Here is a 23,512-nt window from a genome sequence, read left to right on the forward strand (position 1 = left end):
GCGTCAGCCGTACAGGTGCTCCGGTTGCCGGGGCGTCACTGGATCCGGGGCTCCGTCTCCTCTTCTTCTTCCTCCGGAAGCTTGACATCACTCACCGCGATGTTGACCTCGACCACCTCGAGTCCGGTCATCCGCTCCACGGCCGAGACCACGTTCTCCCGCACGGCCCGCGCGACATCGCCGATCGACACGCCGTAGTCGACGACGATCTCCAGGTCGAGCGCGGTCTGCACCTCTCCGACCTCAGCCTTCACCCCGCGCGTCACGGACTTCGCCTGGCCGGGCACCCGCTCGCGTACGGCCCCGAAGGTGCGGCTCAGTCCGCTGCCCAACGCATTCACGCCGACGACATCGCGGGCTGCGAGTCCGGCGATCTTCTCCACGACCCCGTCGGCGATGGTGGTCCTCCCCCGGGTCCCCGGATCGCCGCCGCCACGCCGGGTGGGCTTGCGGGTCTGTACCGGAGGCTGGGTTTCGCTTTCGGGGGCCTGTGTCCGGTTCGTATCGGTCATGGCCGTGCGTCCCTTTCGGTCGTCATCCCCTTCGACCACGGTAAGCGCGGTTACTCGGAGGCGCGCCAGGAATGCGGCAGGCTGGAGTAATGACGGCGGACGGATGGACGCGGGCGGTACGGCGGCAACCGGGGCTCGGCAGGCTTCTGCCGCTGGGCGGCCCGCGCGACGGCGCGTGGATCACCGAGCGGGCGGTGGAGGCGGTGCTGCGGCATGCGGCGGGCGCGGTGCCCGGCGTGCGTCTGGGCGCGGTCGGGATCAGTCTGGCCGATCCGGAGGGCGCCCATGAGCCCGCCGTACCGCCACCACCGAGCGCCCTGCCGCCCGGCCCTCTGCGGGTGACCGCCGATTTCGCGGCGACGGCCGCCGAACCGCTGCCGACGGCGGCCTCCCGGCTGCGTGGGGCCCTGGCGGCGGCCGCGTCGCAGCGGCTCGGGCTGACGGTGGCGGAGGTCGACCTGCGGGTGACCGCCCTGCTGGACCAGGAGGCGGAACCCGACGCCGTACAACCCCCTCAGCCGCCGCAGGCGCGGGAGTCGACAGACCCCGAGGAAGCCCTGGTGGCCGGGGCCGCCCTCACCGTCCAGGGCGTGAGCCGGCTGACCGGGGCGCTGGGCGGTGTGGGCCGGGCGGTGCACCTCGAGGAGGAGCCGGGCGACCGCGCGCTCCCGCGCCGCCATGTGCGGATCGAACTGGCGGTACACGCGGACCACCGGGCCGTGGACGTGGCCCGGGAGGTCCGCGCGAAAGGGAGAGAGGCGCTGCCGGATCACCCCACGGTGGCGGTACTGATCACGGCAGTCGGCTGACCGTCCTACTCGCCGATGCCCGCCAGATCCCGCAACCGGCGCGCCTGAGCGGCACGTTCGGCGACCCGCTGCTCCTCGTACGTACGCTCTCCCGCACCTCGCAGCAGGGCCTTGGTCTCGATGACCGCGTCCCGCGGCGCGGCAAGGAGCGCCGCCGTCAGGTCCCGTACGGCGCCGTCGAGTTCGGCCGGCGGCACGGCGACGTTCGCCAGCCCCGTGCTCACGGCCTCCTCAGCCTGTACGAAGCGCCCGGTCGCACAGATTTCGAGCGCGCGGGCATAGCCGACGAGCCCGACCAGCGGATGGGTGCCGGTCAGGTCCGGCACCAGCCCCAGGCTGGTCTCGCGCATGGCGAACTGCACGTCGTCCGCGACGACGCGCAGGTCACAGGCGAGGGCGAGTTGGAAGCCCGCGCCGATGGCATGCCCCTGCACCGCGGCGATGGACACGATGTCGCTGCGCCGCCACCAGGTGAACGCCTCCTGGTACTCGGCGATGGTTGCGTCCAGCTCGGCGTCACCGCCGCGCGCGAGGTCGATGAAGGACGGCTCGCCCTCGAAGCCCTCGGGCGTGAACGCCTGCCGGTCGAGCCCGGCCGAGAAGGACTTGCCCTCGGCGCGCAGCACGACCACGCGGACGGTGCCCGGCAGCAACCGGCCCGCCTCGGCCAGCGCCCGCCACAGAGCGGGGCTCTGCGCGTTGCGCTTGGCCGGATTGGTCAGCGTCACCGTGGCGATGGCGTCGTCGACGGTGAGCCGTACGCCGTCCTTGTCGAGTACCGGGTCGAGCGAAGCCATGGGGCGCCTCCGATGGGTGCGGTCATCGTGAGTGCCGTACGACGGCACTCATAAGTGACTGCACAGTAACCACCCAGCCGATCACCTGACCGACCGGGTGGCCACCATCGAAGTCGAGGGGCCTCGCCCGGAGCTCAGGCCGAAGCGGCCTTCTTGCCCCGTGTCGCCCCGCCACGCCCACGGAGCGTGACGCCCGACTCGCTGAGCATGCGATGTACGAAGCCATACGAGCGGCCGGTCTCCTCGGCCAACGCCCGGATGCTCGCACCGGCGTCGTACTTCTTCTTCAGGTCTGCCGCGAGCTTGTCGCGCGCGGCGCCGGTCACCCGGCTGCCCTTCTTCAGAGTCTCGGCCACCCGTGCCTCCTCATGGGAAGTGCGCTCTGGTCCCCTCATGATCACCCCTCCGGGGCTTCATGGCCACCCATTCGGCAAGGTCCGTGGGTGAGGGTTTTGACGACAGGAGCACATCCCCACAAGCGGAATCATTAGTTCCACCAGGTGATATGCATACGGCCGAACGGGTTGTTCCGTGAATTACCAGGTCAGGAACGCGGCGCGGCCGACCCCTTGTCGACAAAGGGATCGGCCGCGAAACCGGTGTAGGACACACCGGGGTACGAGGAGATCTCACACAGATGGTGGATCACCGATGGGCCGAATGATCCATACGCGTGGATCACTCATTCGATCAAGCGGCACTGACCGCCGCCGCCGGCTCAGGCGAGGGCGACCAGATCGGCGTAGTCGGCGCCCCACAGGTCCTCGACGCCGTCCGGCAGCAGGATGATCCGCTCCGGCTGGAGCGCCTCGACGGCGCCCTCGTCGTGGGTGACGAGGACCACGGCGCCCTTGTAGGTGCGCAGCGCGCTGAGGATCTCCTCGCGGCTGGCCGGGTCGAGGTTGTTCGTCGGCTCGTCGAGGAGCAGGACGTTGGCCGACGACACCACGAGGGTGGCGAGGGCGAGGCGGGTCTTCTCGCCGCCGGAGAGGACCCCGGCCGGCTTGTCGACGTCGTCGCCGGAGAACAGGAACGAGCCGAGCGTCTTGCGGACCTCGACCAGGTCGAGGTCGGGGTTGGCGGAGCGCATGTTCTCCAGGACCGTGCGCTCGGGGTCGAGGGTCTCGTGCTCCTGCGCGTAGTAGCCGAGCTTGAGGCCGTGGCCCTCGACGACCTCGCCGGTGTCGGGCTTCTCGACGCCGCCGAGGAGGCGCAGCAGGGTCGTCTTGCCGGCGCCGTTGAGGCCGAGGATGACGACTCGGGAGCCCTTGTCGATGGCCAGGTCGACGTCGGTGAAGATCTCCAACGAGCCATACGACTTCGACAGGCCCTCCGCCATCAGCGGGGTCTTGCCGCAGGGCGCGGGCTCGGGGAAGCGGAGCTTGGCGACCTTGTCGGAGGCGCGTACCGCTTCCAGTCCGGCGAGCAGCCGGTCGGCACGCTTGGCCATGTTCTGCGCGGCGACCGTCTTGGTGGCCTTGGCGCGCATCTTGTCGGCCTGCGAGTGCAGTGCGGCGGCCTTCTTCTCGGCGTTCTGCCGCTCGCGCTTGCGGCGCTTCTCGTCGGCCTCGCGCTGCTGCTGGTAGAGCTTCCAACCCATGTTGTAGACGTCGATCTGGGCGCGGTTCGCGTCCAGGTAGAAGACCTTGTTGACGACCGTCTCGACCAGGTCGACATCGTGGGAGATCACGATGAAGCCGCCGCGGTACGTCTTCAGGTAGTCACGCAGCCAGACGATCGAGTCGGCGTCGAGGTGGTTGGTGGGCTCGTCGAGCAGCAGCGTGTCCGCGTCGGAGAACAGGATCCGGGCCAGCTCGATACGGCGGCGCTGACCGCCGGAGAGCGTGTGCAGCGGCTGGCCGAGCACCCGGTCGGGCAGGTTGAGCGCGGCGGCGATGGTGGCGGCCTCCGCCTCGGCGGCGTATCCGCCCTTGGTGAGGAACTCCGTCTCCTGCCGCTCGTACTGCCGGAGCGCCTTCTCGCGGGTGGCGCCCGTGCCGTTCGCGATGCGCTGCTCGTTCTCGCGCATCTTGCGGATCAGTACGTCCAGGCCGCGGGCGGAGAGGACGCGGTCGCGGGCGAGGATGTCGAGGTCGCCGGTGCGGGGGTCCTGCGGGAGGTAGCCCACCTCGCCGGAGCGGGTGACGGCGCCGGCGGCGGGGATGCCCTCGCCGGCCAGGACCTTGGTGAGGGTGGTCTTGCCGGCGCCGTTGCGGCCGACCAGGCCGATGCGGTCGCCCTTGGCGACGCGGAAGGTTGCGGATTCGATGAGGACGCGGGCACCGGCGCGCAGCTCGATACCGGAGGCGGAGATCACGGACAGACTCCAGGGCGGGTTGTGAGGCGGGACAGGCGGCTGAGGGACTTCCCGCCGTCTAATGCGCGAGGAGAATGGCCATGGACCCAGTCTAACGGGGCGCTGCAACCAGTTTTTGCGGGTTCAGCTGTTCGGGCCGCGGCCGAGGGCCCCGTTGCCCAGGGGCCTGCGGTGCGGGGCGATCCGGCCCAGGTCGTCGACGGCGACGAGCTGCGCGGTCCACGCGTCCCGGGCGCAGGGCTGGGCGATCAGCAGGGCTCCGCCGCGGTGCAGCGCACGTTCGGGCGCGAACCAGCATCCCTTGCGGGCGGGCAGCACCCAGCGCAGGTCACCGTCGGCGGTGCGGTACGCGGCGACGCGGCGCGGGGTGAGGACGGCGAGGATGCCGCGGCCGAGGGGGCGCAGCACGCCGGTGCCGCCGTGGGCCGCGAGCCAGCCGGCGGAGGCGGGCAGGGCACGGTGCCAGCGCACGGACCTGCCGTCGGTGGCGGTGACGAAGCCGTCGTCCCAGAGCGTGATCGCCTCCCCGCGCGCGGGGAGCACGGTGAGCGGGCGCCGGCCGTCACGGGCGTGACGCCAGCGGACCTCGCCGGTCGTCGGGTCGTACGCCTCGACGGTCCCCTCATGGGTGCGCAGTTCCGTCGGGTGCTGCACGCGCGCGTGGACGGTGAGGCGGTCTCCGTAGGGGGCGGGGCGCGCCTGGTGGGCGGCGGCGAGGAGGGGGGCCGCGAGAAGGAGGGCGGCCCCGGCGGCCAGGAGGCGGCGGAGGGTGCGCGGCGGGGCTTTCGAGACCGGGGCGTGGGGGCTCGTCCGCGTCACCTCGACCGGCAGAACGATCACCACGCCCCCTTCGTCCAGAGCCACTGCTCGCCGCTTCCCACGCGGACAGGCGCAGAGCGTAGCCACGCGCGGGACGGGGCGCGGGGTGCGCCGTCGGGACACGACGCGGGGGCGGGGGCGGGTCCCCCGTTCGGACGCCCGCCCCGGCGCCGGCTTCCTCCCGGTCGCGGGGCGTTGTCAGTGGCGGGTGCAAGACTGAGCAACAGGCAGCATTTCCGGGCTTGTTTTTCAGCTTGTTTCCGGGATTTCCGGACTGGAGATCCCGGCATTTCGGGCAGCGACAACAAGGGAGTGATCGGCATGGCAGGCACCGGCGGTGGGCGTCCGAGCATCTTTCCGACGCTGCTGTACTCGGACGCGAAGGCGGCGATCCGGCAGCTGACGGAGGCCTTCGGCTTCACGGAACTGTCCTTGTACGAGAGCGAGGACGGCACGGTGATGCATGCCGAGCTGGTCCAGGGCAACGGCGCGGTGATGCTCGGCTCGAAGGGCCGCGGCGGCCGCTTCGACGAGGCGATGAAGGGCGCGGGCCCGACGGGGGTGTACGTCGTCGTGGACGACGTCGACGCACACCACCAGCGGGCCGTGGACCACGGCGCGGAGATCCTGATGCCCCCGACGGACCAGGACTACGGCTCGCGGGACTACATGGCCCTGGACCTCGAGGGCAACATCTGGAGCTTCGGGACGTACGGCCCGCAGATCGAGGCCTGAGCCGGGTCAGCTGCCCCCGGTGTGCACCTGGAAGGCCGCACGGCGTACGGCCTTGGCCAGGGCGGGGTCGGGGTGGGCCGCGGCGAGCGCCACCAGGACCTGGACGGTGCGGGGATGGCCGACCGCGCGCACCTCGTCGAGCAGCGCGGGCACCGTCGGCTGCACGGCGGACTCCAGATGCCGGACGAGCAGGAGCGCCTCACCGTGGTCGGCGACTGCGGCCGCCGTGTCGACCCACAGCCAGGTGGCCTCCTCCCGGGTGAGCACCTCGTAGGCGTCCTCCGGGTCGGCTCCGTCGTGTTCGGCGAGCCACAGCAGGGCGTACGGCCGCAGGGTCGGCTCGTCGAGCGCGGTGCGTACGTCGGGCTCGGCGGGGGCACCGACGACGCGCAGCGCCTCGAAGGCGAGGCCGCGCAGCAGGGCGTCCTCGCCGCGGGCGGCGTCGAGGAGTTCGGTGACGGCGCTGCCGACGGGGCGGGCGGCGAGCCAGGCGCGGTACTCGGCGCGGGCCGCGTTCGGGCGCAGCTGGGCGCAGCCGCGGAGCATGTCCTCGGCGGCCGCCTCGATGTTCCCGGCGGGGCTCTGCGCGGCGACGCAGATCTGCTCCAGCTTGACCCAGACCGCCCAGCTGCCCAGTGGGGTGAGGGTGGCCTGGCCGTCGCCGTAGGTGAGTGCGCCGACGGAGGCGAGGGCGTGCAGGGCCCAGTCGAGGAGAGGGGCCAGTTCGGCGTCGTCCCCCGGGGGCTCGGGGTGCGCCGCGGGATGCGCCGGGCCGGCGTCGGCAGGGGGCGCGGGGGCCGGGATGCGCGCGGGTTCGCGCGGCGGGCCGTAGGGGATTTCGCAGCGCTCGGTGCGCAGTTCCCTGACGCGTTGCGCCAGCAGATCGAGGAGCTGCTCGACGGGGACCGGTCCGGCGGACAGCTGGAGGAAGGAGAGCACCTGAGGCATGGCCGAGACGACCTCGGCAACGGCGGCGGGCTCGTGGTCGGCGGGTTCCGGGTGGGCGAGCGACCAGGCATCGAACAGGGCGACCCAGCCGCGCAGAACGGCGGTGTCGTCACGGTCCCAGGCCCGCAGCCGCCAGCCGGGGCGGGCGTTGTCGCCGTGCACCTCGACGAGGCCGGCGAGGCGGGCGGTGTCCCAGTCGGCGCGGACCTGGGCCGGCGTCAGACCCAGTTCACCGGCCGCCCGTTCGGCGGTCGCGTCGGCCAGGGGGGCCTTGCCGTCGGAGGCGGCGTTGTCCCTGCCGGGGCCGAGTGCGGTGTCGGCCCAGCGGGCGACGCGGGCCGCGCCGGCCAGCCTGGAACGTGCCATTCCAGCCAGCTCCGAGGGAGCCGGTGTGCCCTCCGGCGGGCGGGGCGCGGGGCGGCGCGAGCGCCGCTGGTTCATCGCTCGGGGGGCGGCGGCCAGGGGTCGCGGGCGGACGAGTCGAAGCCTGGAGTCGCGCGGGATACGGGACGTCACGGGTGCAGTCTTCCGGTTGACGGTCCGAAAACCCAAACGGAATGTCACGGGCGGCGACGGGACTGGCCAACGCAAGGGCTCCTCGGCGGCCCGGGCCGAGATCCGGACAGTGGTACGGCGTTAAACGGAACCGTCGCGGCCGGGACTTACATCAGCGGTGTCAGGAAGCGGCGGAGGGCTTCCTCGTATGCCGACGGGTCGGCGTTCCACAGGGCGCTGTGCGGGGCCTGCCGGACGGTGTGGAGGGCGACCAGGTCGGGGCGGCGTTCGGCCAGCCGGCGGGAGTAGGCCCACGGGGCGACCGTGTCGTCGGGGCCGTGGAAGATCAGAGTCGGGATCTTCAGGCGTTCGGGGTGGGCGGCCTCGTCGATGCGGTCGCCGTACAGACCGGTGCGGCCCTGGGCGGCGCGCACGGCCAGCGGCAGCAGGGGGGCGGGCATCCGCCGGGCCGCGGCCAGGGCGCGCAGCGTCGCCTCCCAGTTGAGTACCGGAGAATCGAGCACCAGGCCGCGGATGCGGTCGCGGTCGGCGGAGTGCGCGGCGGCGCGCAGGGCCATGGTGGCGCCGGTCGACCAGCCGTACAGGACGACCCGTTCGGCGCCGTACCGCACGGCGTGGCGGATCGCCGCGTCCAGGTCGCGCCACTCGGTCTCGCCGAGATGGTTCAGGCCGTCGGGCGGGCGGGGTGCGCCGAGGTCGCCGCGGTAGGCGAGGTCGAGCACGGGGAAGCGGAGGCCGTGCAGGAACTCCATGACGTTCATGGGGTGTTCCCGTGTCATGCCCAGGCCGTGCACGGTGATCACCCAGGTGTCCCTGGCGGCGGGCACGAACCAGGCGGGCAGGACGCCGAGTTCACCGGGCACGTCGACGTCGGCGTGGTCGAGACCGAGGGCGGCGCCGGGGTCGCCGATGTGCAGGTTGGGGGTGAGCCACACCTTGTCGCCCGGCTCCAGGCTGCCGTGCGTGACGCGCTCCAGGCGGCGGACGACGGCGTCGGCGGGGTGCGGGGCGCTGTCCAGGACGGGGCCGACGACCGCGTGGGATCCGTCGCCGGAGAGGCCGTAGGTGCCGGGGCGTTGGGAGGCCAGGGCGCGGGTGAGGGTGACGCTGCCCGCGGCCGTGCCGTGCACGGTGAGCCGGGGTTCGGTGGGCAGGGGCCGGCCCGGCGGCGCCTTCAGTGCGGCGCCGCTGGCGAACCGGCCGACGGCCACGGCGGCGGCGCCGGCTGCGGTCATCGCGGTGACGGCGGCTGCCGCCGCTTTGACAGTGCGCACGGATCCAGTGTCCTGGCGGACGTGGGCGGGGGCCAGTGGGAGGGGGGCTCGGGGTGATGCGGCTTGGGGCGTTGAGGGGGGTGCGGGTGGGGGTGGGATCGGTCACCGGCGCAGGCCGGGTGCCGCTGCGCCGGTGCGGGTGGGGGTGGGATCGCTCACCGGCGCGTGCGGGGTGCCGCTGCGCCCACCCGTGCCGCCCCAGCGGCACGACTGCCCGCAGCTCCGCCGGGTCGTCATCCCCGCTGCCCGTACCCCCGCAACCGCTCTCCCGCCGCCCTCAGCTGGTCGTCGGACAGGAGGGTCGGGGTCAGGCCGGGGACCGAGGAGGCGGTCAGCCAGAGGTGGCACATCCACTCCAGCTGGGCGGTGCGGTCGTAGGCCTGGTCGAGGGTGGCGCCGTAGGTGAGGGTGCCGTGGTTCTGGAGGAGGCAGCCGGAGCGGTCGGCGAGGGCGTGCAGCATGTTCTCGGCCAACTCCTCGGTGCCGTACGTCGCATACGGGGCAACCCGGACGGACCCGCCGAGCGCGCCGGCCATGTAGTGGATCGCGGGGAGCTCGCGGACGAGCGTCGAGACGGCGGTGGCGTGCACGGCGTGGGTGTGGACGACGGCGCGGGCGTCGGTGGTGCGGTACACGGCGAGATGCATGGGCAGTTCGCTCGTCGGGACGAGCGTGCCGCGCACCTGCCGTCCGTCGAGGTCGACGGCGGTCAGGTCGTCCGGCGTGAGCCGGTCGTAGGGGACGCCCGAGGGTGTGACCAGGACCGTGTCCCGGACGCGTACGGACACATTGCCGGACGTACCGACGACCAGTCCGTCGGCCACGGTCCGGCGGGCCGTCGCCACGAGCGCCTGCCAGGCCCGGAACTCCTCGTCCCGCACACCGCTCATCCGCGGCTCCCCCACTTCCTGTGCACCCTCCCGGCCGCCCCGGACGTCCCGCTGGTCCCGCCGCTTTTCCGCCATGCCGTGATCCTGCCAGGGAGGCCGTCGGACGGTTGCCGCGCCGGGGCACTGTAGGGCGGAAGCGGCACGTCCGGAAGGGTGCATATCAGCACAGATCCCCCTTCACCCCCATTTGGCCGGAGATCGATGAGCATTCAACGATCTTCCCGTACTCTCTGGGGGGATTTGTCATGCACGTTGCCATTCCGGGGGGAAACATGGCCCGTGACCGCAAACCGTTCCGCCATCGCAGCCGCCTTGCCGCGGCGTCGGTGGCGGCCCTCGCGATCGGGGGGACCGCACTGGCCGAGATTCCGGCCACGGCGGCGAGCAAGCCGAAGGGGCACGACGTCTCGTCGCATCAGAAGAACGTCAACTGGCAGAGCGCGAAGTCGAAGGGCGCCCGGTTCGTCTACGTCAAGGCGACCGAGTCCACCACGTACCGCAACCCGTACTTCAGCCAGCAGTACAACGGTGCGCGGAACGCGGGCCTGATACGCGGGGCCTACCACTTCGCGCTGCCGGACAAGTCGTCGGGCAAGGCCCAGGCGGCGTACTTCGTCCGCAACGGCGGCGCCTGGCGCGGGGACGGCTGGACGCTGCCACCCGCGCTCGACATCGAGTACAACCCGTACGACAAGAAGCACAAGTGCTACGGCCTGAGCAAGGCGAAGATGGTCAGCTGGATCAAGGCCTTCAGCGACGAGGTGAAGCGGCTCACCGGCCGCCGCCCCGTGATCTACACCACCACCCACTGGTGGAACACCTGCACGGGCAGCAGCCGCGCCTTCGCCGGCAACCACGCGCTGTGGACAGCGCGCTACGACTCGGCGAGCGCGGGAACACTCCCGGCCGGGTGGTCGTTCTGGACGCTCTGGCAGTACGACAACAGCGGCAGCCTGCCGGGTGACCAGAATCTCTTCAACGGCTCGACGACCCAGTTGAGGAAGTTCGCAAAGGGCTCGTAGCCGGGCAGGACGGGGCCGTCGATTCCTGACCGGACGACGGCCCCCACCTTGAGACACCCTGGCGCCCCCCTCAGTTCACCTTTCGTTCACTTGGGTTACGTACGTTCGTCCAGCCAATGACCTCGAACGATTGCCTGGGTAAATGGAAGGCATCTCGCTGATCCTCGCGATTGTGGTGGTAACCGCACTCGCGTTCGATTTCACGAACGGTTTCCACGACACCGCGAACGCGATGGCGACCACCATCTCCACCGGTGCCCTCAGACCCAAGGTCGCGGTGGCCATGTCCGCCGTCCTCAACCTGGTCGGCGCCTTCCTCTCCGTGGAAGTCGCCAACACGATCTCCAAGGGACTGGTCGACGAGAGCGGCATACGTCCCGAGGTCATCTTCGCCGCACTCGTCGGCGCGATCCTGTGGAACCTGCTGACCTGGCTCGTAGGCCTCCCGTCGTCCTCCTCGCACGCCCTCATGGGCGGTCTGATCGGCGCCACCATCGCCTCGGCCGGCGTGGGCGCCGTGCACGGCGACGCGCTCGTCACCAAGGTGCTGATCCCGGCGATCGCCGCCCCGCTGGTGGCCGGCATCGCGGCGATGCTGGCCACGCGGCTGACGTACCGGCTCGGCAGGAAGGCCGACGGCAAGGCGGCCGCGAAGGGCTACCGCGCCGGCCAGATCGCCTCCGCCGGCCTCGTCTCCCTCGCCCACGGCACCAACGACGCGCAGAAGACCATGGGCATCATCACCCTCGCCCTGGTCGCCGGCGGCTCCCTCGCCCCCGACTCCGACCCCCCGATGTGGGTCATCCTCTCGGCGGGCCTGGCCATCGCGCTCGGCACCTACCTCGGCGGCTGGCGCATCATCCGCACCATGGGCAAGGGCCTGACCGACCTCCAGCCGCAGCAGGGCTTCGCCGCGCAGACCAGCGCCGCGACGGTCATCCTGGCCTCCTCCCACCTGGGCTTCTCGCTGTCCACCACGCACTCGGTCTCCGGTGCGGTGATGGGTGCGGGCCTCGGCCGCAAGGGCGGGGTCGTGCGCTGGTCCACCGCCACCCGTATGTTCGTCGCCTGGGGCCTGACCCTGCCGGCCGCCGCGCTGGTCGGTGCCGTCGCGGAGTGGGTCACCGGCTTCGGCTCATGGGGCACCGCGCTCGTCGCCGTCTTCCTGGTCGCCTCCAGCGCCGCGATCTGGATGCTCTCCCGGCGTGAGGTCGTCGACCACACGAACGTCAACGACACGGCGGAGGAACCGGCCGGTGTCGTGACGACCGCGATGGCCGCCGTGGCCACTCCCCCGCCCGGCGCGGCCGAGGGCCTGACGGCCACGATCCCCGCGCAGCCCGCATCCCCGGACCAGGCGCCTTCCCGGGCCACCGTCTGAGCCCCCAGGTACGAAGGAAGCAGAAGCAGCATGAAGATCGACTGGGCGGCCCTCGGCTCCGTCTTCGGCGTCAGCCTCGTGGCCACCGTGGCCCTCGTGGGCCTGTTCACCCTCGGCATCGCGGGCCTGTCCCGCCGGGAGCGCGCGGTGGCGCAGGGCGATTCGGCCGCGCTCGCCGTCGCGGGGGCGTACGCCGCCTTCGCGGCATGTGCGGCGGCGGTGGCGTACGGGATCTATCTGATCGTGGCCTGAACCTGACTCAACCGACGCGCCGGGCGGTACGGGGTTTCCCGTACCGCCCGGCGCGTCGGTGTGTGGGCCTCAGCACACTCCCGCACCGCAGGTCACAGGCAAGTTGACGCCCCTTCCGACCCCGTGGTGGACTTCCGGGGCCATGTACGGCGGCAGGAGAGGAAGCCCGGTGTGAATCCGGCGCGGTCCCGCCACTGTGACCGGGGAAGGAACTCCCCGGGAGCCAGGAACTCTCACCGCCGGTCTCGTCGAACCAGGGCGTGGACACCCTGAGTGAGGACATATCGCGATGCTCGGCTGCCGTTCGAGGTTGAGGTTCAGTACCCGGGTTCTGCCCGACCCCACGATCGGCTGAGCCGATGCGTGCCGATCGCGTCTTCGCGTACGGCGCCGCTCTCGGTCTCCTCGGCGATCTGCTCCTCGGTGATCCGCGCCGGGGGCATCCGGTCGCCGCGTTCGGGCGGGCCGCCGGTGGGGTCGAGCGGGTGCTGTGGCGGGACCACCGCGGGTGGGGTGCGCTGCATGCCGTCGTGTGTGCGGGCTCGGCGGTGGCGCTCGGGACCGCGACCTCGCGTCTCGTACGGTCGTCCCCCGCCGCCTCCGTGGCCCTCACCGGTGTCGCCACCTGGGCGGTCGTGGGAGGGACGTCGCTGGCCCGCGAGGCCCGGGCCGTCGGCCGTGCCCTTCAGGCCGGTGATGTGGAGGGTGCGCGGGCGCGGCTGCCGCATCTGTGCGGGCGGGATCCGCAGGCGCTCGACGCGGACGGGATCGCCCGGGCGGTCGTGGAGTCGGTGGCCGAGAACACCTCCGACGCGGTCGTCGGAGCGCTGGTGTGGGGGGCCGTCGGCGGGGTGCCGGGACTGCTCGGGTTCCGGGCCGTGAACACCCTCGACGCCATGGTCGGGCACAGGTCGCCCAAGTACCTGCGGTACGGGTGGGCTTCCGCTCGCCTCGACGACCTCGCCGGGTGGCCGGGCGCCCGGCTGACCGCCGTACTCGCCGCGGTGGCCGGTCCCGATCCGCGGGGAGCCGTACGGGCCTGGCGCGCGGACGCCGACCGGCATCCGAGCCCCAACGCCGGGCCGGTGGAGGCCTCGTTCGCGGGGGCGCTCGGGGTACGGCTGGGCGGGACCCTGTCCTACGGGGGCCGGGTCGAGCGCCGGCCCGTGCTCAACGCATCGGCGGGGCGCACCGTCCGGGTCGCCGACGTGGAACGGGCGGTACGGCTGTCCCGGCGGGTCGGACTGCTCGCGCTCGGCGTCTGTGTCGCCGGGCGGCTGCTGACAAGGGGGCGTACGTCATGAGTGGTGGAGGTCTGCTGGTCGCCGGCACCACCTCCGACGCAGGCAAGAGCGTCGTCACCGCCGGGATCTGCCGGTGGCTGGTGCGCCAAGGCGTGAAGGTGGCGCCCTTCAAGGCGCAGAACATGTCGCTGAACTCGTTCGTCACGCGCGAGGGTGCCGAGATCGGGCGGGCGCAGGCCATGCAGGCGCAGGCGTGCCGCGTGGAGCCGACCGCACTGATGAATCCCGTGCTGCTCAAGCCGGGCGGTGACCGCAGCAGTCAGGTCGTCCTCATGGGCAGGCCCGTGGGCGAGATGAGTGCGCGCGGCTACCACGGAGGGCGGCAGGAGCGGCTGCTCGGGACGGTGCTGGAGTGCCTCGCCGAGTTGCGGGGCACGTATGACGCGGTGATCTGTGAGGGGGCGGGCAGTCCCGCCGAGATCAATCTGCGCCGGACCGACATCGTGAACATGGGGATCGCCCGGAACGCGCGACTGCCCGTGCTCGTCGTCGGCGACATCGACCGCGGGGGCGTCTTCGCCTCGTTCTTCGGCACGGTCGCGCTGCTGTCGCGCGAGGACCAGGAGCTGGTCGCCGGTTTCCTCGTCAACAAGTTCCGCGGCGATGTGTCGCTGCTCGAGCCGGGGCTGGAGATGCTCCACGGGCTCACCGGGCGGCGTACGTACGGTGTCCTGCCGTACCGGCACGGCCTCGGTATCGACGAGGAGGACGGACTGCGGGTCTCGCTGCGGGGTTCCGTCCGGGAGTCCGAGGTGTCCTCCCCCGTCGGCGAGGACATCCTCCGGGTCGCCGTCTGCGCCGTCCCGTTGATGTCCAACTTCACGGACGTGGACGCACTGGCGGCCGAACCGGGGGTCGTGGTGCGGTTCGTGGACCGGGCGGAGGAACTCGCGGACGCGGACCTCGTCGTGGTGCCCGGCACCCGGGGGACGGTCCGGGCCCTGGAGTGGCTGCGGGAACGCGGCCTCGCGGACGCCCTCGCCCGCAGGGCCGTGGAAGGACGGCCCGTCCTCGGCATCTGCGGCGGTTTCCAGATCCTCGGTGAGCACATCGAGGACGAGGTCGAGTCGCGCGTGGGCCATGTGGACGGGCTCGGACTGCTGCCCGTGCGCGTGCGGTTCGCACCGGAGAAGACCCTCACCCGGCCCGTCGGCAAGGCGCTCGGCGAGCCCGTCGAGGGGTACGAGATCCACCACGGGGTCGCCGACGTCGTAGGCGGAGATCCCTTCCTGGACGGCTGCCGGGTCGGGCAGATCTGGGGCACGCACTGGCACGGCTCACTGGAGTCGGACGGTTTCCGGCGGGCGTTCCTGCGCGAGGTGGCCGCCGCCGCGGGCCGCCGTTTCGTGCCGGCGCCCGACACCTCGTTCGCCGCGCTGCGCGAGGAGCAGCTCGACCGGCTCGGCGACCTGATCGAACAGCACGCGGACACGGACGCGCTGTGGCGGCTCATCGAGTCGGGCGCGCCGCAAGGACTGCCTTTCATTCCACCGGGAGCGCCCGCATGAGCACTGTGTTGTTGTTGTCGACCGCCGACACCGATCTGCTGGCGGCGCGTGCCTCCGAAGCCGCCTACCGGATCGGCAACCCGACCCGGGTGGATGTCCGGGAGGAGCTGCCGGGGCTGGTCGAGGGCGCCGACATCGCCGTCGTACGGCTGCTGGGCGGCAAGCGCGCCTGGGAGGAGGGCCTGGCCGAGCTGAAGGCATCCGGGATCCCGACCGTCCTGCTCGGCGGTGAGGCCGTGCCGGACGCCGAGCTGATGGCCGAGTCGTCGGTGCCGGCCGGTGTCGTGGCTCAGGCGCTGCGCTACCTCGTCGAGGGCGGGCCCGCCAACCTGACCGAGCTGGCGCGGTTCCTGTCCGACACCGTTCTGCTCACGGGTGAGGGCTTCGTCGAGCCGCAGAAGATGCCGGAGTACGGGGTTCATGGCTCGCGCGCGGTCCTGGACGGCCGTCCGACCGTCGGCGTGCTCTTCTACCGGGCCCACGAACTGAGCGGCAACACCGCTTTCGTGGACACGCTGTGCGAGGCGATCGAGGCGAAGGGGGCCAACGCCCTTCCGGTGTACTGCGGTTCGCTGCGCGGCGCGGACGCCAGGTTGTACGAGCTGCTCGGCCGGGCCGACGCCCTGGTCGCCACCGTCCTCGCCGCCGGCGGTACGCATGCCTCCCAGGCGTCGGCGGGGGGCGACGAGGAGGCGTGGGACATCGGGGCGCTGGCCGATCTCGACGTCCCTGTGCTGCAAGGACTTTGCCTGACGTCGTCCAGGAGTGCCTGGGAGGAGTCGGATGCCGCCCTGTCCCCCATGGACGCGGCGATGCAGGTGGCGATTCCGGAGTTCGACGGGCGGCTGATCACCGTGCCGTTCTCCTTCAAGGAGCAGGGGCCGGACGACGTGCCGGTGTACGTCGCCGACCCGGAGCGGGCGGCGCGGGTCGCGGGTGTCGCCGTACGGCATGCGCAGTTGAAGCACAAGGCCAACGCGGACAAGAAGCTCGCGCTCGTCTTCACCGCGTATCCGACCAAGCACTCGCGCGTGGGGAACGCGGTCGGCCTGGACACGCCCGCATCCGCCGTACGAGTCCTGGACGCCCTCAAGGCTGCCGGCTACAGCCTCACCGAATACCCGGACAACGGCGACGAGTTGATCCACCGGCTCATCGAGGCAGGCGGTCATGACGTCGAGTGGCTGACCGAGGAGCAGCTGGCCGCCGCGCCCGCGCGCGTGCCGCTGGCCGACTACCGGGCGTGGTTCGACAAGCTCGACCCGGAGCTCAGGGAGGGGATGCTGGAGGCGTGGGGCGAGCCGCCGGGTTCGCTGTACGTCGACGGGGACGACATCGTCCTCGCCTCGCTCCGGTTCGGGAACGTCGTCGTCATGATCCAGCCGCCGCGCGGCTTCGGCGAGAACCCGATCGCGATCTACCACGACCCGGACATGCCGCCGTCGCACCACTACATGGCGGCCTACCGCTGGCTCGAGAACAGCTTCGGTGCCGACGCGATCGTGCACATGGGCAAGCACGGCACGATGGAGTGGCTGCCGGGCAAGGGGCTCGGGCTCGGCGGCGGGTGCGCGCCGGACGCGGTCCTCGGGGATCTGCCGTTGATCTACCCGTTCATCGTCAACGACCCCGGCGAGGGCACCCAGGCCAAGCGGCGCGGGCACGCCACCGTCGTCGACCACCTCGTGCCGCCGATGGCGCGGGCCGACACCTACGGCGACCTGGCCAAGCTGGAGCAGCTGCTCGACGAGTACGCGCTCGTCTCCGACCTGGACCCGACCAAGGCCCCGGCCGTGCGCGCCCAGATCTGGACGCTGGTCAAGGCGGCCGAGCTGCACCACGACCTGCATGTCGACGAGCAGCCGGACGACGAAGAGTTCGACGAGTTCGTCATGCACATCGACGGCTATCTCTGCGAGATCAAGGACGTGCAGATCCGGGATGGTCTGCACATCCTCGGTGGTGGGCCGGTGGGCGAACCGCGCGTCAACCTGGTGCTCGCCGTGTTGCGCGCCTCGCAGGTGTGGGGCGGGCAGGCGAACGCGCTGCCGGGGCTGCGGGCCTCGCTCGCGCTCCACTTCGGCCTGGTCGAGAAGGAGTTGCTCGCCGAGCCGGGCGCTGCGGTGAAGGTACCGGTCGAACTGACGGATCTGGTCGAGGGGCCGTCCCGTACGGCCGCCGACGCGATCGACCTGCTGGAGCAGCTGTGCCGGCGGATCGCGGAGGGGATGGAGTCCCGCGACTGGGCGGCTTCCGAGAGCACCGCTCTCGTACGGGAGGTGCTCGGCACCGAACTCCCGGACGCCGTCTCGGTGGTGGAGTTCGCCTGTACCGAGGTCGTCCCCCGGCTCGCCCGTACCACCGACGAGATCGGTCACATCCTCAAGGCCCTCGACGGCGGTTACGTCCCGGCGGGCCCGTCGGGCTCCCCCACCCGTGGGCTCGTCAACGTCCTGCCGACCGGCCGCAACTTCTACTCGGTCGACCCCAAGGCCATTCCGTCCAGGCTCAGCTGGGAGGTCGGCCAGTCGCTCGCCGACTCGCTCGTGCAGCGGTATCTGCAGGACACCGGCGAGTACCCGAAGTCCGTCGGCCTGACGGTGTGGGGTACGTCCGCGATGCGCACCCAGGGCGACGACATCGCCGAGATCCTCGCGCTGCTGGGCTGCCGTCCGGTGTGGGACGACGCGTCGAGGCGCGTCACCGGCTTCGAGATCGTCCCGCCGGCCGAGCTCGGCCGCCCCCGCATCGACGTCACGGTGCGCATCTCCGGTTTCTTCCGGGACGCGTTCCCGCATGTCGTCGGGCTCATCGACGACGCGGTACGGGCGGTGGCCGAGCTGGACGAGCCCGCCGAGTCCAACTTCGTACGGGCGCATGTGGACGAGGACACCGCCGAGCACGGTGACCGGCGGCGCGCGACCGCCCGTGTCTTCGGGTCGAAGCCGGGAGCCTATGGGGCGGGGTTGCTCCCCCTCATCGACGCCCGCAACTGGCGCTCCGACGCCGACCTCGCCGAGGTGTACGCCGTCTGGGGCGGCTACGCCTACGGGCGCGGGCTCGACGGGCGGGCGGCGCGCGGGGACATGGAGACGGCGTTCCGGCGGATCGCGGTGGCGGCGAAGAACGTCGACACGCGGGAGCACGACCTCGTCGACGCCGACGACTACTTCCAGTACCACGGCGGCATGGTCGCCATGGTCCGCCATCTGACGGGCGCGAGCCCCGAGGCGTACGTCGGCGACTCCGCAACCCCCGACCAGGTGAAGACCCGCACCCTGGGCGAGGAGACCCACCGCGTCTTCCGGGCCCGGGTGGTCAACCCGCGCTGGATGGCGGCGATGCGGCGGCACGGCTACAAGGGCGCCTTCGAGATGGCGGCGACCGTCGACTACCTCTTCGGCTACGACGCCACCGCCGGGGTCGTCGACGACTGGATGTACGAGAAGCTCAGCGCCGAGTACGTCTTCGACGCGGAGAACCGGGACTTCATGAAGAAGTCCAACCCGTGGGCGCTGCGCGGCATCACCGAGCGGCTGCTGGAGGCCGCCGACCGTGGGCTGTGGGCCGAGCCGGACGCGGACACCCTGGAGCGGCTGCGCGCCACCTACCTGGAGCTCGAAGGCGACCTGGAGGGCGAGGACAAGTGACCACCCCGTTTCCGTTCACGGCCGTCGTCGGCCAGGACGATCTGCGGCTCGCGCTGCTGCTGAACGCCGTGTCCCCGGCGGTCGGCGGCGTGCTCGTGCGCGGTGAGAAGGGCACCGCCAAGTCGACGGCGGTGCGCGCGCTGTCGGCGCTGCTGCCTCAGGTGCCCGTGGTCGCCGGGTGCCGTTTCTCCTGCGACCCTGCGGCCGCCGACCCGGCGTGCCCGGACGGGCCGCACGAGTCCGGGCCGGGCGTGTCGCGGCCGGCGCGCATGGTCGAACTGCCCGTCGGCGCCTCCGAGGACCGGCTGGTCGGCGCCCTGGACATCGAGCGGGCGCTCGCCGAGGGCGTGAAGGCCTTCGAGCCCGGCCTGCTCGCCGACGCACACCGCGGGATCCTGTACGTCGACGAGGTCAACCTGCTCCACGACCACCTGGTCGACCTGCTGCTGGACGCGGCGGCGATGGGCGCGTCGTATGTCGAGCGCGAGGGTGTCTCCGTACGGCATGCCGCACGGTTCCTGCTCGTCGGCACCATGAACCCCGAAGAGGGCGAGCTGCGGCCGCAGTTGCTCGACCGGTTCGGGCTGACCGTCGAGGTCGCGGCCTCGCGGGAGCCGGACCAGCGGGTGGAGGTCGTCAGGCGGCGGCTCGCCTACGACGACGATCCGGCCGGGTTCGCCGCCCGGTGGGCGGACGAGGAGGCCGCCGTACGGGCGCGGATCGTGGCCGCGCGGGAACTGCTGCCGTCGGTGCGGCTCGGTGACGGGGCGCTGCGGCAGATCGCGGCGACCTGTGCCGCCTTCGAGGTGGACGGCATGCGGGCCGACATCGTGATGGCGCGGACCGCTACCGCGCTGGCGGCGTGGGCCGGACGGACCGATGTGCTCGCGGAGGATGTGCGGCAGGCTGCGCTGCTCGCGCTGCCCCACCGCAGACGGCGTAACCCCTTTGACGCGCCGGGACTCGACGAGGACAAGCTCGACCAGACGCTGGAGGAGTTCTCCGGTGAGGGCGACGAGGACCCCGACCCGGACGGGCCCGGCGGAGGTGGCGGGCAGCCGCCGTCCGAGGGGCCGCAGGCCGATGGTGGCTCCGGCGCGCGCCCCGAGGCCGGCGAGGACGGGGAGCCGCGGGCTTCCGGGGCCGGGGAGCAGACTCCCGTACGGGCGTCCGAGCCCTTCCGTGCGAAGGTGCTGAGCGTGCCGGGTGTCGGTGAGGGTGCCGCCGGGCGGCGTTCACGGGCGCGGACGGAGCATGGGCGGACCACCGGGGCTCGGCGGCCCCAAGGGGCGCTCACCAAGCTGCACTTGGCGGCCACCGTGCACGCGGCCGCGCCGCATCAGCGGGCTCGGGGGCGGTCCGGGCCGGGGCTGGTGGTGCGGCGGGATGATCTGCGGCAGGCCGTTCGGGAAGGGCGCGAGGGGAATCTCGTGCTGTTCGTCGTGGACGCCTCCGGGTCGATGGCGGCTCGGCAGCGGATGAGTGCGGTGAAGGGGGCCGTGCTGTCGTTGCTGCTGGACGCGTATCAGCGGCGGGACAAGGTGGGTCTTGTGACGTTTCGGGGGGCGGCCGCCGATGTGGCACTGCCGCCCACCTCGTCCGTGGATGCCGCCGCGGCTCGGCTGGAGTCGCTGCCGACCGGTGGGCGTACGCCGCTGGCGGCCGGGCTGTTGAAGGCCCATGAGGTGCTGCGGGTCGAGCGGCTGCGGGATCCGGCTCGGCGGGCGCTGGTCGTGGTCGTGACGGACGGACGGGCCACGGGTGGGCCCGAGCCGGTCGCGCTTGCCGAGCGGGCGGCTCGGCTGTTCGCCGCGGAGGGTGTCGCGTCCGTGGTGGTCGACTGCGAGTCGGGGCCCGTGCGGCTGGGGCTCGCGGGGCGGCTCGCGGGGGAGCTGGGCGGTACGGCGGTGACGCTGGACGAGTTGCGGGCGGACTCGATCGCCGGGCTGGTGCGGGATGTTCAGGGTGTGGCGAAGAGGAGGGCCGCGTAATGCCTCAGGGGCAGCCGAGTGTGGTGCCGGACGATGGCCTGACGACTCGTCAGCGGCGTAATCGGCCGCTGGTGGTCGTGCACACGGGCATCGGGAAGGGCAAGTCGACCGCCGCTTTCGGGCTGGCGCTGCGGGCCTGGAACCAGGGCTGGCCCATCGGGGTGTTCCAGTTCGTCAAGTCGGCCAAGTGGAAGGTCGGCGAGGAGAACGCGCTGCGGGTGCTCGGTGCCAGTGGTGAGGGCGGATCCGTCGACTGGCACAAGATGGGCGAGGGCTGGTCGTGGGTGCAGCGCGACGACCAGATGGACAACGAGGAGAAGGCCCGCGAGGGCTGGGAGCAGGTCAAGCGGGATCTGGCCGCCGAGACGTACAAGCTGTACGTCCTCGACGAGTTCGCGTACCCCATGCACTGGGGGTGGGTCGACACCGACGAGGTGATCTCCGTGCTGCGGGACCGGCCCGGGACCCAGCACGTCGTGATCACCGGGCGGAACGCGCCGGAGAAGCTCGTCGACATCGCCGACCTCGTCACCGACATGTCCAAGGTCAAGCACCCCATGGACGTCGGGCAGAAGGGCCAGAGGGGCATCGAGTGGTGACTTCTGTGCCCCGGTTGGTCATCGCCGCGCCGTCGTCCGGCAGCGGCAAGACCACCGTCGCCACGGGGTTGATGGCCGCGTTCGCCGCGCGGGGGCTCGCCGTGTCCCCGCACAAGGTGGGGCCGGACTACATCGACCCCGGCTACCACGCGCTCGCGACCGGGCGGGTGGGGCGGAATCTCGACGCGTATCTGTGCGGGCCGGAGTTGATCGGCCCGTTGTTCCTGCATGGGGCGCGTGGGTGTGACATCGCCGTCGTGGAGGGGGTGATGGGGTTGTACGACGGGGCCGCGGGGGAGGGTGAACTGGCGTCCACCGCTCATGTGGCGAAGCTGTTGCGGGCGCCGGTGGTACTCGTGGTCGACGCCTCGTCGCAGTCCCGGTCCGTGGCGGCGCTGGTGCACGGGTTCGCTTCCTGGGATCCGGAGGTGCGGGTCGGGGGTGTGATTCTGAACAAGGTCGCCTCCGACCGGCATGAGCTGCTGCTGCGGGATGCTCTGGACTCGGCCGGGGTGCCGGTGCTCGGCGTGCTGCGGCGGGCCGCTCAGGTGGACACGCCGTCGCGGCATCTGGGGCTGGTGCCGGTCGCCGAGCGGCGGGGGGCGGCCGTGGAGGCGGTGGCCGCCATGGCCGCGCAGGTGACGGCCGGGTGTGATCTGGAGGCTTTGGCCGGGCTGGCGCGGAGTGCGGGCGCGTTGTCGGGTGCGGGTTGGGATGCGGCTGAGGCCTTGGTTTCCTCGCCCCCACCGCCCCTTCCCGTTCCCGACCCTGGGGGCTGCGCCCCCAGACCCCCCTTTCGGCCCGAAGGGCCTCGTCCTCAAACGCCGGACGGGCTGGTTGTTGCTGTTGCCGGTGGGGAGGCCTTCACGTTCTCCTATGCCGAGCACAGTGAGCTGCTGGCCGCTGCCGGGGCAGAAGTCGTCCCGTTTGATCCGCTTCGTGATGAGGAACTGCCCGAAGGCACGCGCGGGTTGGTCATCGGGGGCGGGTTTCCCGAGGTGTACGCCTCCGAGTTGTCCGCCAACGAGCCGCTTCGTAAAGCCATCGGCGAGCTTGCGCTCGCGGGCGCGCCTGTCGCTGCCGAGTGTGCCGGGCTGCTGTATCTGTGCCGGGAGTTGGACGGGCTGCCCATGTGCGGCGTGCTCGATGCGGAGGCGCGGATGTCGGAGCGGCTCACGCTCGGCTACCGGGACGCCGTGGCCGTCAGTGACAGCGTGCTCGCCGGGGCCGGGACGCGGATGCGCGGGCACGAGTTCCACCGGACCGTGGTCGAGCCCGGGTCCGGTACCGCCCCTGCCTGGGGGATGCGGGCGCCCGAGCGGCGCGTCGAAGGCTTCGTACAGCGTGGTGTACACGCGAGTTACCTGCACACGCACTGGGCGTCCGCGCCCGGTGCGGCCCGTCGGTTCGTGGAGAGGTGCCGGACGTCATGAGCAGCAGGCTGATCGGAGTCGGGGTCGGTCCCGGCGACCCGGAGCTGGTGACCGTCAAGGGCGTCAACGCGCTGCGCGCCGCCGACGTGGTCGTCGTCCCGGTCATGGCTGCATTTGATGGAAAAGATGGCGGTGAGCGCGGACGCGCCGAGGCGACCGTGCTGCACTACGTGCCCGAGGAGAAGGTGCTGCGGGTGGTGTTCGCGCTGAACGAGCGGAGCGACCGGGCGCGGCGCGAGGCGGCCTGGGACGCGGCGGGTGAGCGGGTCGCCGGGCTGCTGAAGCGGCATGACTCCGTGGCCTTCGCGACGATCGGGGACCCGAACGTGTACTCCACGTTCACCTATCTCGCGCAGACCATCACCGAGCTGGTCCCGGGGACCGTCGTCGAGACCGTGCCCGGCATCACCGCCATGCAGGACCTCGCGGCGCGGTCGGGTGCCGTGCTGACGGAGGGGACCGAGCCGCTGACGCTGGTGCCGGTGACCGCCGGGGCCGCCGTGCTCAAGGAGGCGCTGAACGGGCCCGGGACCGTCGTCGCCTACAAGTTCGGACGGCAGGCGGCCGAGGTCGCGGAGGCGTTGCGGGAGAGCGGGCGGCTCGACGGGGCGGTGTGGGGGTCGGCGCTGGGGCTGCCGGAGGAGTCCGTCCGGCCGGCCGGCGAGCTGGACGGGACTGTGCTGCCGTATCTCTCGACGCTCATCGCGCCCGCGCGGCGCGAGGGCGGGCGGGGCGGCAAGTTGTGAACCTCAAGG

20 protein-coding genes and 1 riboswitch are annotated in these 23,512 nt (G+C 72.1%); of the genes, 12 read left to right on the forward strand and 8 right to left on the reverse strand.

Annotated features, from left to right (window positions below; translation table 11 throughout):
• Positions 1-35 precede the first annotated feature (35 nt).
• Positions 36-512 (reverse strand): Asp23/Gls24 family envelope stress response protein, encoded by a 477-nt coding sequence (locus ACFV7R_RS00245; RefSeq protein ID WP_385258059.1) that lies wholly within the window; start codon positions 510-512, stop codon positions 36-38.
• An 89-nt stretch (positions 513-601) separates the two neighbouring features.
• Between ACFV7R_RS00245 and ACFV7R_RS00250 the strand changes: the two genes are divergently transcribed.
• Complete coding sequence (locus tag ACFV7R_RS00250) at positions 602-1,321, forward strand: nucleopolyhedrovirus P10 family protein (RefSeq protein WP_385258062.1); 720 nt, start codon at positions 602-604, stop codon at positions 1,319-1,321.
• A gap of 5 nt (positions 1,322-1,326) precedes the next feature.
• Here ACFV7R_RS00250 and ACFV7R_RS00255 read toward each other — a convergent pair whose 3' ends face one another.
• The 4 genes from ACFV7R_RS00255 to ACFV7R_RS00270 all read right to left on the reverse strand — a co-directional run bounded on the left by ACFV7R_RS00255 (position 1,327) and on the right by ACFV7R_RS00270 (position 5,275).
• A complete protein-coding gene (locus ACFV7R_RS00255; RefSeq protein WP_224733560.1) occupies positions 1,327-2,118 on the reverse strand; it encodes an enoyl-CoA hydratase/isomerase family protein in 792 nt (263 codons plus the stop codon).
• 134 nt (positions 2,119-2,252) lie between these two features.
• Entirely contained in the window at positions 2,253-2,474 is a 222-nt protein-coding gene (locus tag ACFV7R_RS00260; RefSeq protein WP_018567695.1) for a helix-turn-helix domain-containing protein, read from the reverse strand.
• A gap of 362 nt (positions 2,475-2,836) precedes the next feature.
• Positions 2,837-4,435 (reverse strand): ABC-F family ATP-binding cassette domain-containing protein, encoded by a 1,599-nt coding sequence (locus tag ACFV7R_RS00265; RefSeq protein WP_385258067.1) that lies wholly within the window; start codon positions 4,433-4,435, stop codon positions 2,837-2,839.
• Between the two features lie 123 nt (positions 4,436-4,558).
• Positions 4,559-5,275: a PQQ-binding-like beta-propeller repeat protein gene (locus ACFV7R_RS00270; RefSeq protein WP_385258069.1), complete on the reverse strand. Its 717-nt coding sequence runs from the start codon at positions 5,273-5,275 to the stop codon at positions 4,559-4,561.
• Positions 5,276-5,575: 300 nt separating this feature from the next.
• On the opposite strand from ACFV7R_RS00270, the gene ACFV7R_RS00275 reads away from it, so the two are divergent.
• Entirely contained in the window at positions 5,576-5,989 is a 414-nt protein-coding gene (locus ACFV7R_RS00275; protein WP_129797167.1) for a VOC family protein, read from the forward strand.
• 6 nt (positions 5,990-5,995) lie between these two features.
• On the opposite strand, the gene ACFV7R_RS00280 is transcribed toward ACFV7R_RS00275, so the two are convergent.
• The 3 genes from ACFV7R_RS00280 to ACFV7R_RS00290 all read right to left on the reverse strand — a co-directional run bounded on the left by ACFV7R_RS00280 (position 5,996) and on the right by ACFV7R_RS00290 (position 9,692).
• Complete coding sequence (locus tag ACFV7R_RS00280) at positions 5,996-7,453, reverse strand: hypothetical protein (RefSeq protein ID WP_385258072.1); 1,458 nt, start codon at positions 7,451-7,453, stop codon at positions 5,996-5,998.
• A gap of 146 nt (positions 7,454-7,599) precedes the next feature.
• Entirely contained in the window at positions 7,600-8,727 is a 1,128-nt protein-coding gene (locus ACFV7R_RS00285; RefSeq protein ID WP_385258074.1) for an alpha/beta hydrolase family protein, read from the reverse strand.
• A gap of 233 nt (positions 8,728-8,960) precedes the next feature.
• A complete protein-coding gene (locus ACFV7R_RS00290; protein WP_385258077.1) occupies positions 8,961-9,692 on the reverse strand; it encodes a class II aldolase/adducin family protein in 732 nt (243 codons plus the stop codon).
• A gap of 197 nt (positions 9,693-9,889) precedes the next feature.
• On the opposite strand from ACFV7R_RS00290, the gene ACFV7R_RS00295 reads away from it, so the two are divergent.
• The 10 genes from ACFV7R_RS00295 (at position 9,890) to cobI (ending at position 23,503) form a co-directional block, all read left to right on the forward strand.
• Positions 9,890-10,639 carry a lysozyme gene (locus ACFV7R_RS00295; RefSeq protein ID WP_385258871.1) on the forward strand — a complete coding sequence of 250 codons (750 nt, stop codon included), beginning with the start codon at positions 9,890-9,892 and terminating at the stop codon, positions 10,637-10,639.
• Positions 10,640-10,781: 142 nt separating this feature from the next.
• Positions 10,782-12,020 carry an anion permease gene (locus ACFV7R_RS00300; protein ID WP_385258079.1) on the forward strand — a complete coding sequence of 413 codons (1,239 nt, stop codon included), beginning with the start codon at positions 10,782-10,784 and terminating at the stop codon, positions 12,018-12,020.
• 30 nt (positions 12,021-12,050) lie between these two features.
• Positions 12,051-12,272: a hypothetical protein gene (locus ACFV7R_RS00305; protein WP_129797171.1), complete on the forward strand. Its 222-nt coding sequence runs from the start codon at positions 12,051-12,053 to the stop codon at positions 12,270-12,272.
• A gap of 109 nt (positions 12,273-12,381) precedes the next feature.
• A riboswitch (cobalamin riboswitch) is annotated at positions 12,382-12,526 on the forward strand.
• 105 nt (positions 12,527-12,631) lie between these two features.
• Positions 12,632-13,576 carry a cobalamin biosynthesis protein gene (locus tag ACFV7R_RS00310; protein WP_385258082.1) on the forward strand — a complete coding sequence of 315 codons (945 nt, stop codon included), beginning with the start codon at positions 12,632-12,634 and terminating at the stop codon, positions 13,574-13,576.
• On the forward strand, positions 13,573-15,084 hold the full coding sequence (locus ACFV7R_RS00315; RefSeq protein ID WP_385258084.1) for a cobyric acid synthase: 1,512 nt from the start codon (positions 13,573-13,575) through the stop codon (positions 15,082-15,084). Before ACFV7R_RS00310 ends, ACFV7R_RS00315 begins: the two co-directional genes overlap by 4 nt.
• Positions 15,081-18,734 carry a cobaltochelatase subunit CobN gene (gene cobN / locus ACFV7R_RS00320; RefSeq protein WP_385258087.1) on the forward strand — a complete coding sequence of 1,218 codons (3,654 nt, stop codon included), beginning with the start codon at positions 15,081-15,083 and terminating at the stop codon, positions 18,732-18,734. The genes ACFV7R_RS00315 and cobN overlap by 4 nt, the downstream gene beginning before the upstream one ends.
• Positions 18,731-20,725 carry a putative cobaltochelatase gene (locus ACFV7R_RS00325; protein ID WP_385258089.1) on the forward strand — a complete coding sequence of 665 codons (1,995 nt, stop codon included), beginning with the start codon at positions 18,731-18,733 and terminating at the stop codon, positions 20,723-20,725. The genes cobN and ACFV7R_RS00325 overlap by 4 nt, the downstream gene beginning before the upstream one ends.
• Positions 20,725-21,324 carry a cob(I)yrinic acid a,c-diamide adenosyltransferase gene (gene cobO / locus ACFV7R_RS00330; RefSeq protein ID WP_385258091.1) on the forward strand — a complete coding sequence of 200 codons (600 nt, stop codon included), beginning with the start codon at positions 20,725-20,727 and terminating at the stop codon, positions 21,322-21,324. The genes ACFV7R_RS00325 and cobO overlap by 1 nt, the downstream gene beginning before the upstream one ends.
• Positions 21,318-22,757, forward strand: a complete 1,440-nt coding sequence (locus ACFV7R_RS00335; RefSeq protein WP_385258094.1) for a cobyrinate a,c-diamide synthase — start codon at positions 21,318-21,320, stop codon at positions 22,755-22,757. The genes cobO and ACFV7R_RS00335 overlap by 7 nt, the downstream gene beginning before the upstream one ends.
• A complete protein-coding gene (cobI, locus tag ACFV7R_RS00340; protein ID WP_385258096.1) occupies positions 22,754-23,503 on the forward strand; it encodes a precorrin-2 C(20)-methyltransferase in 750 nt (249 codons plus the stop codon). Before ACFV7R_RS00335 ends, cobI begins: the two co-directional genes overlap by 4 nt.
• Positions 23,504-23,512: the final 9 nt, after the last annotated feature.

Source organism: Streptomyces sp. NPDC059866 (genome assembly GCF_042731325.1).
Classification (GTDB): Bacteria; Actinomycetota; Actinomycetes; order Streptomycetales; family Streptomycetaceae; genus Streptomyces; species Streptomyces flavusporus.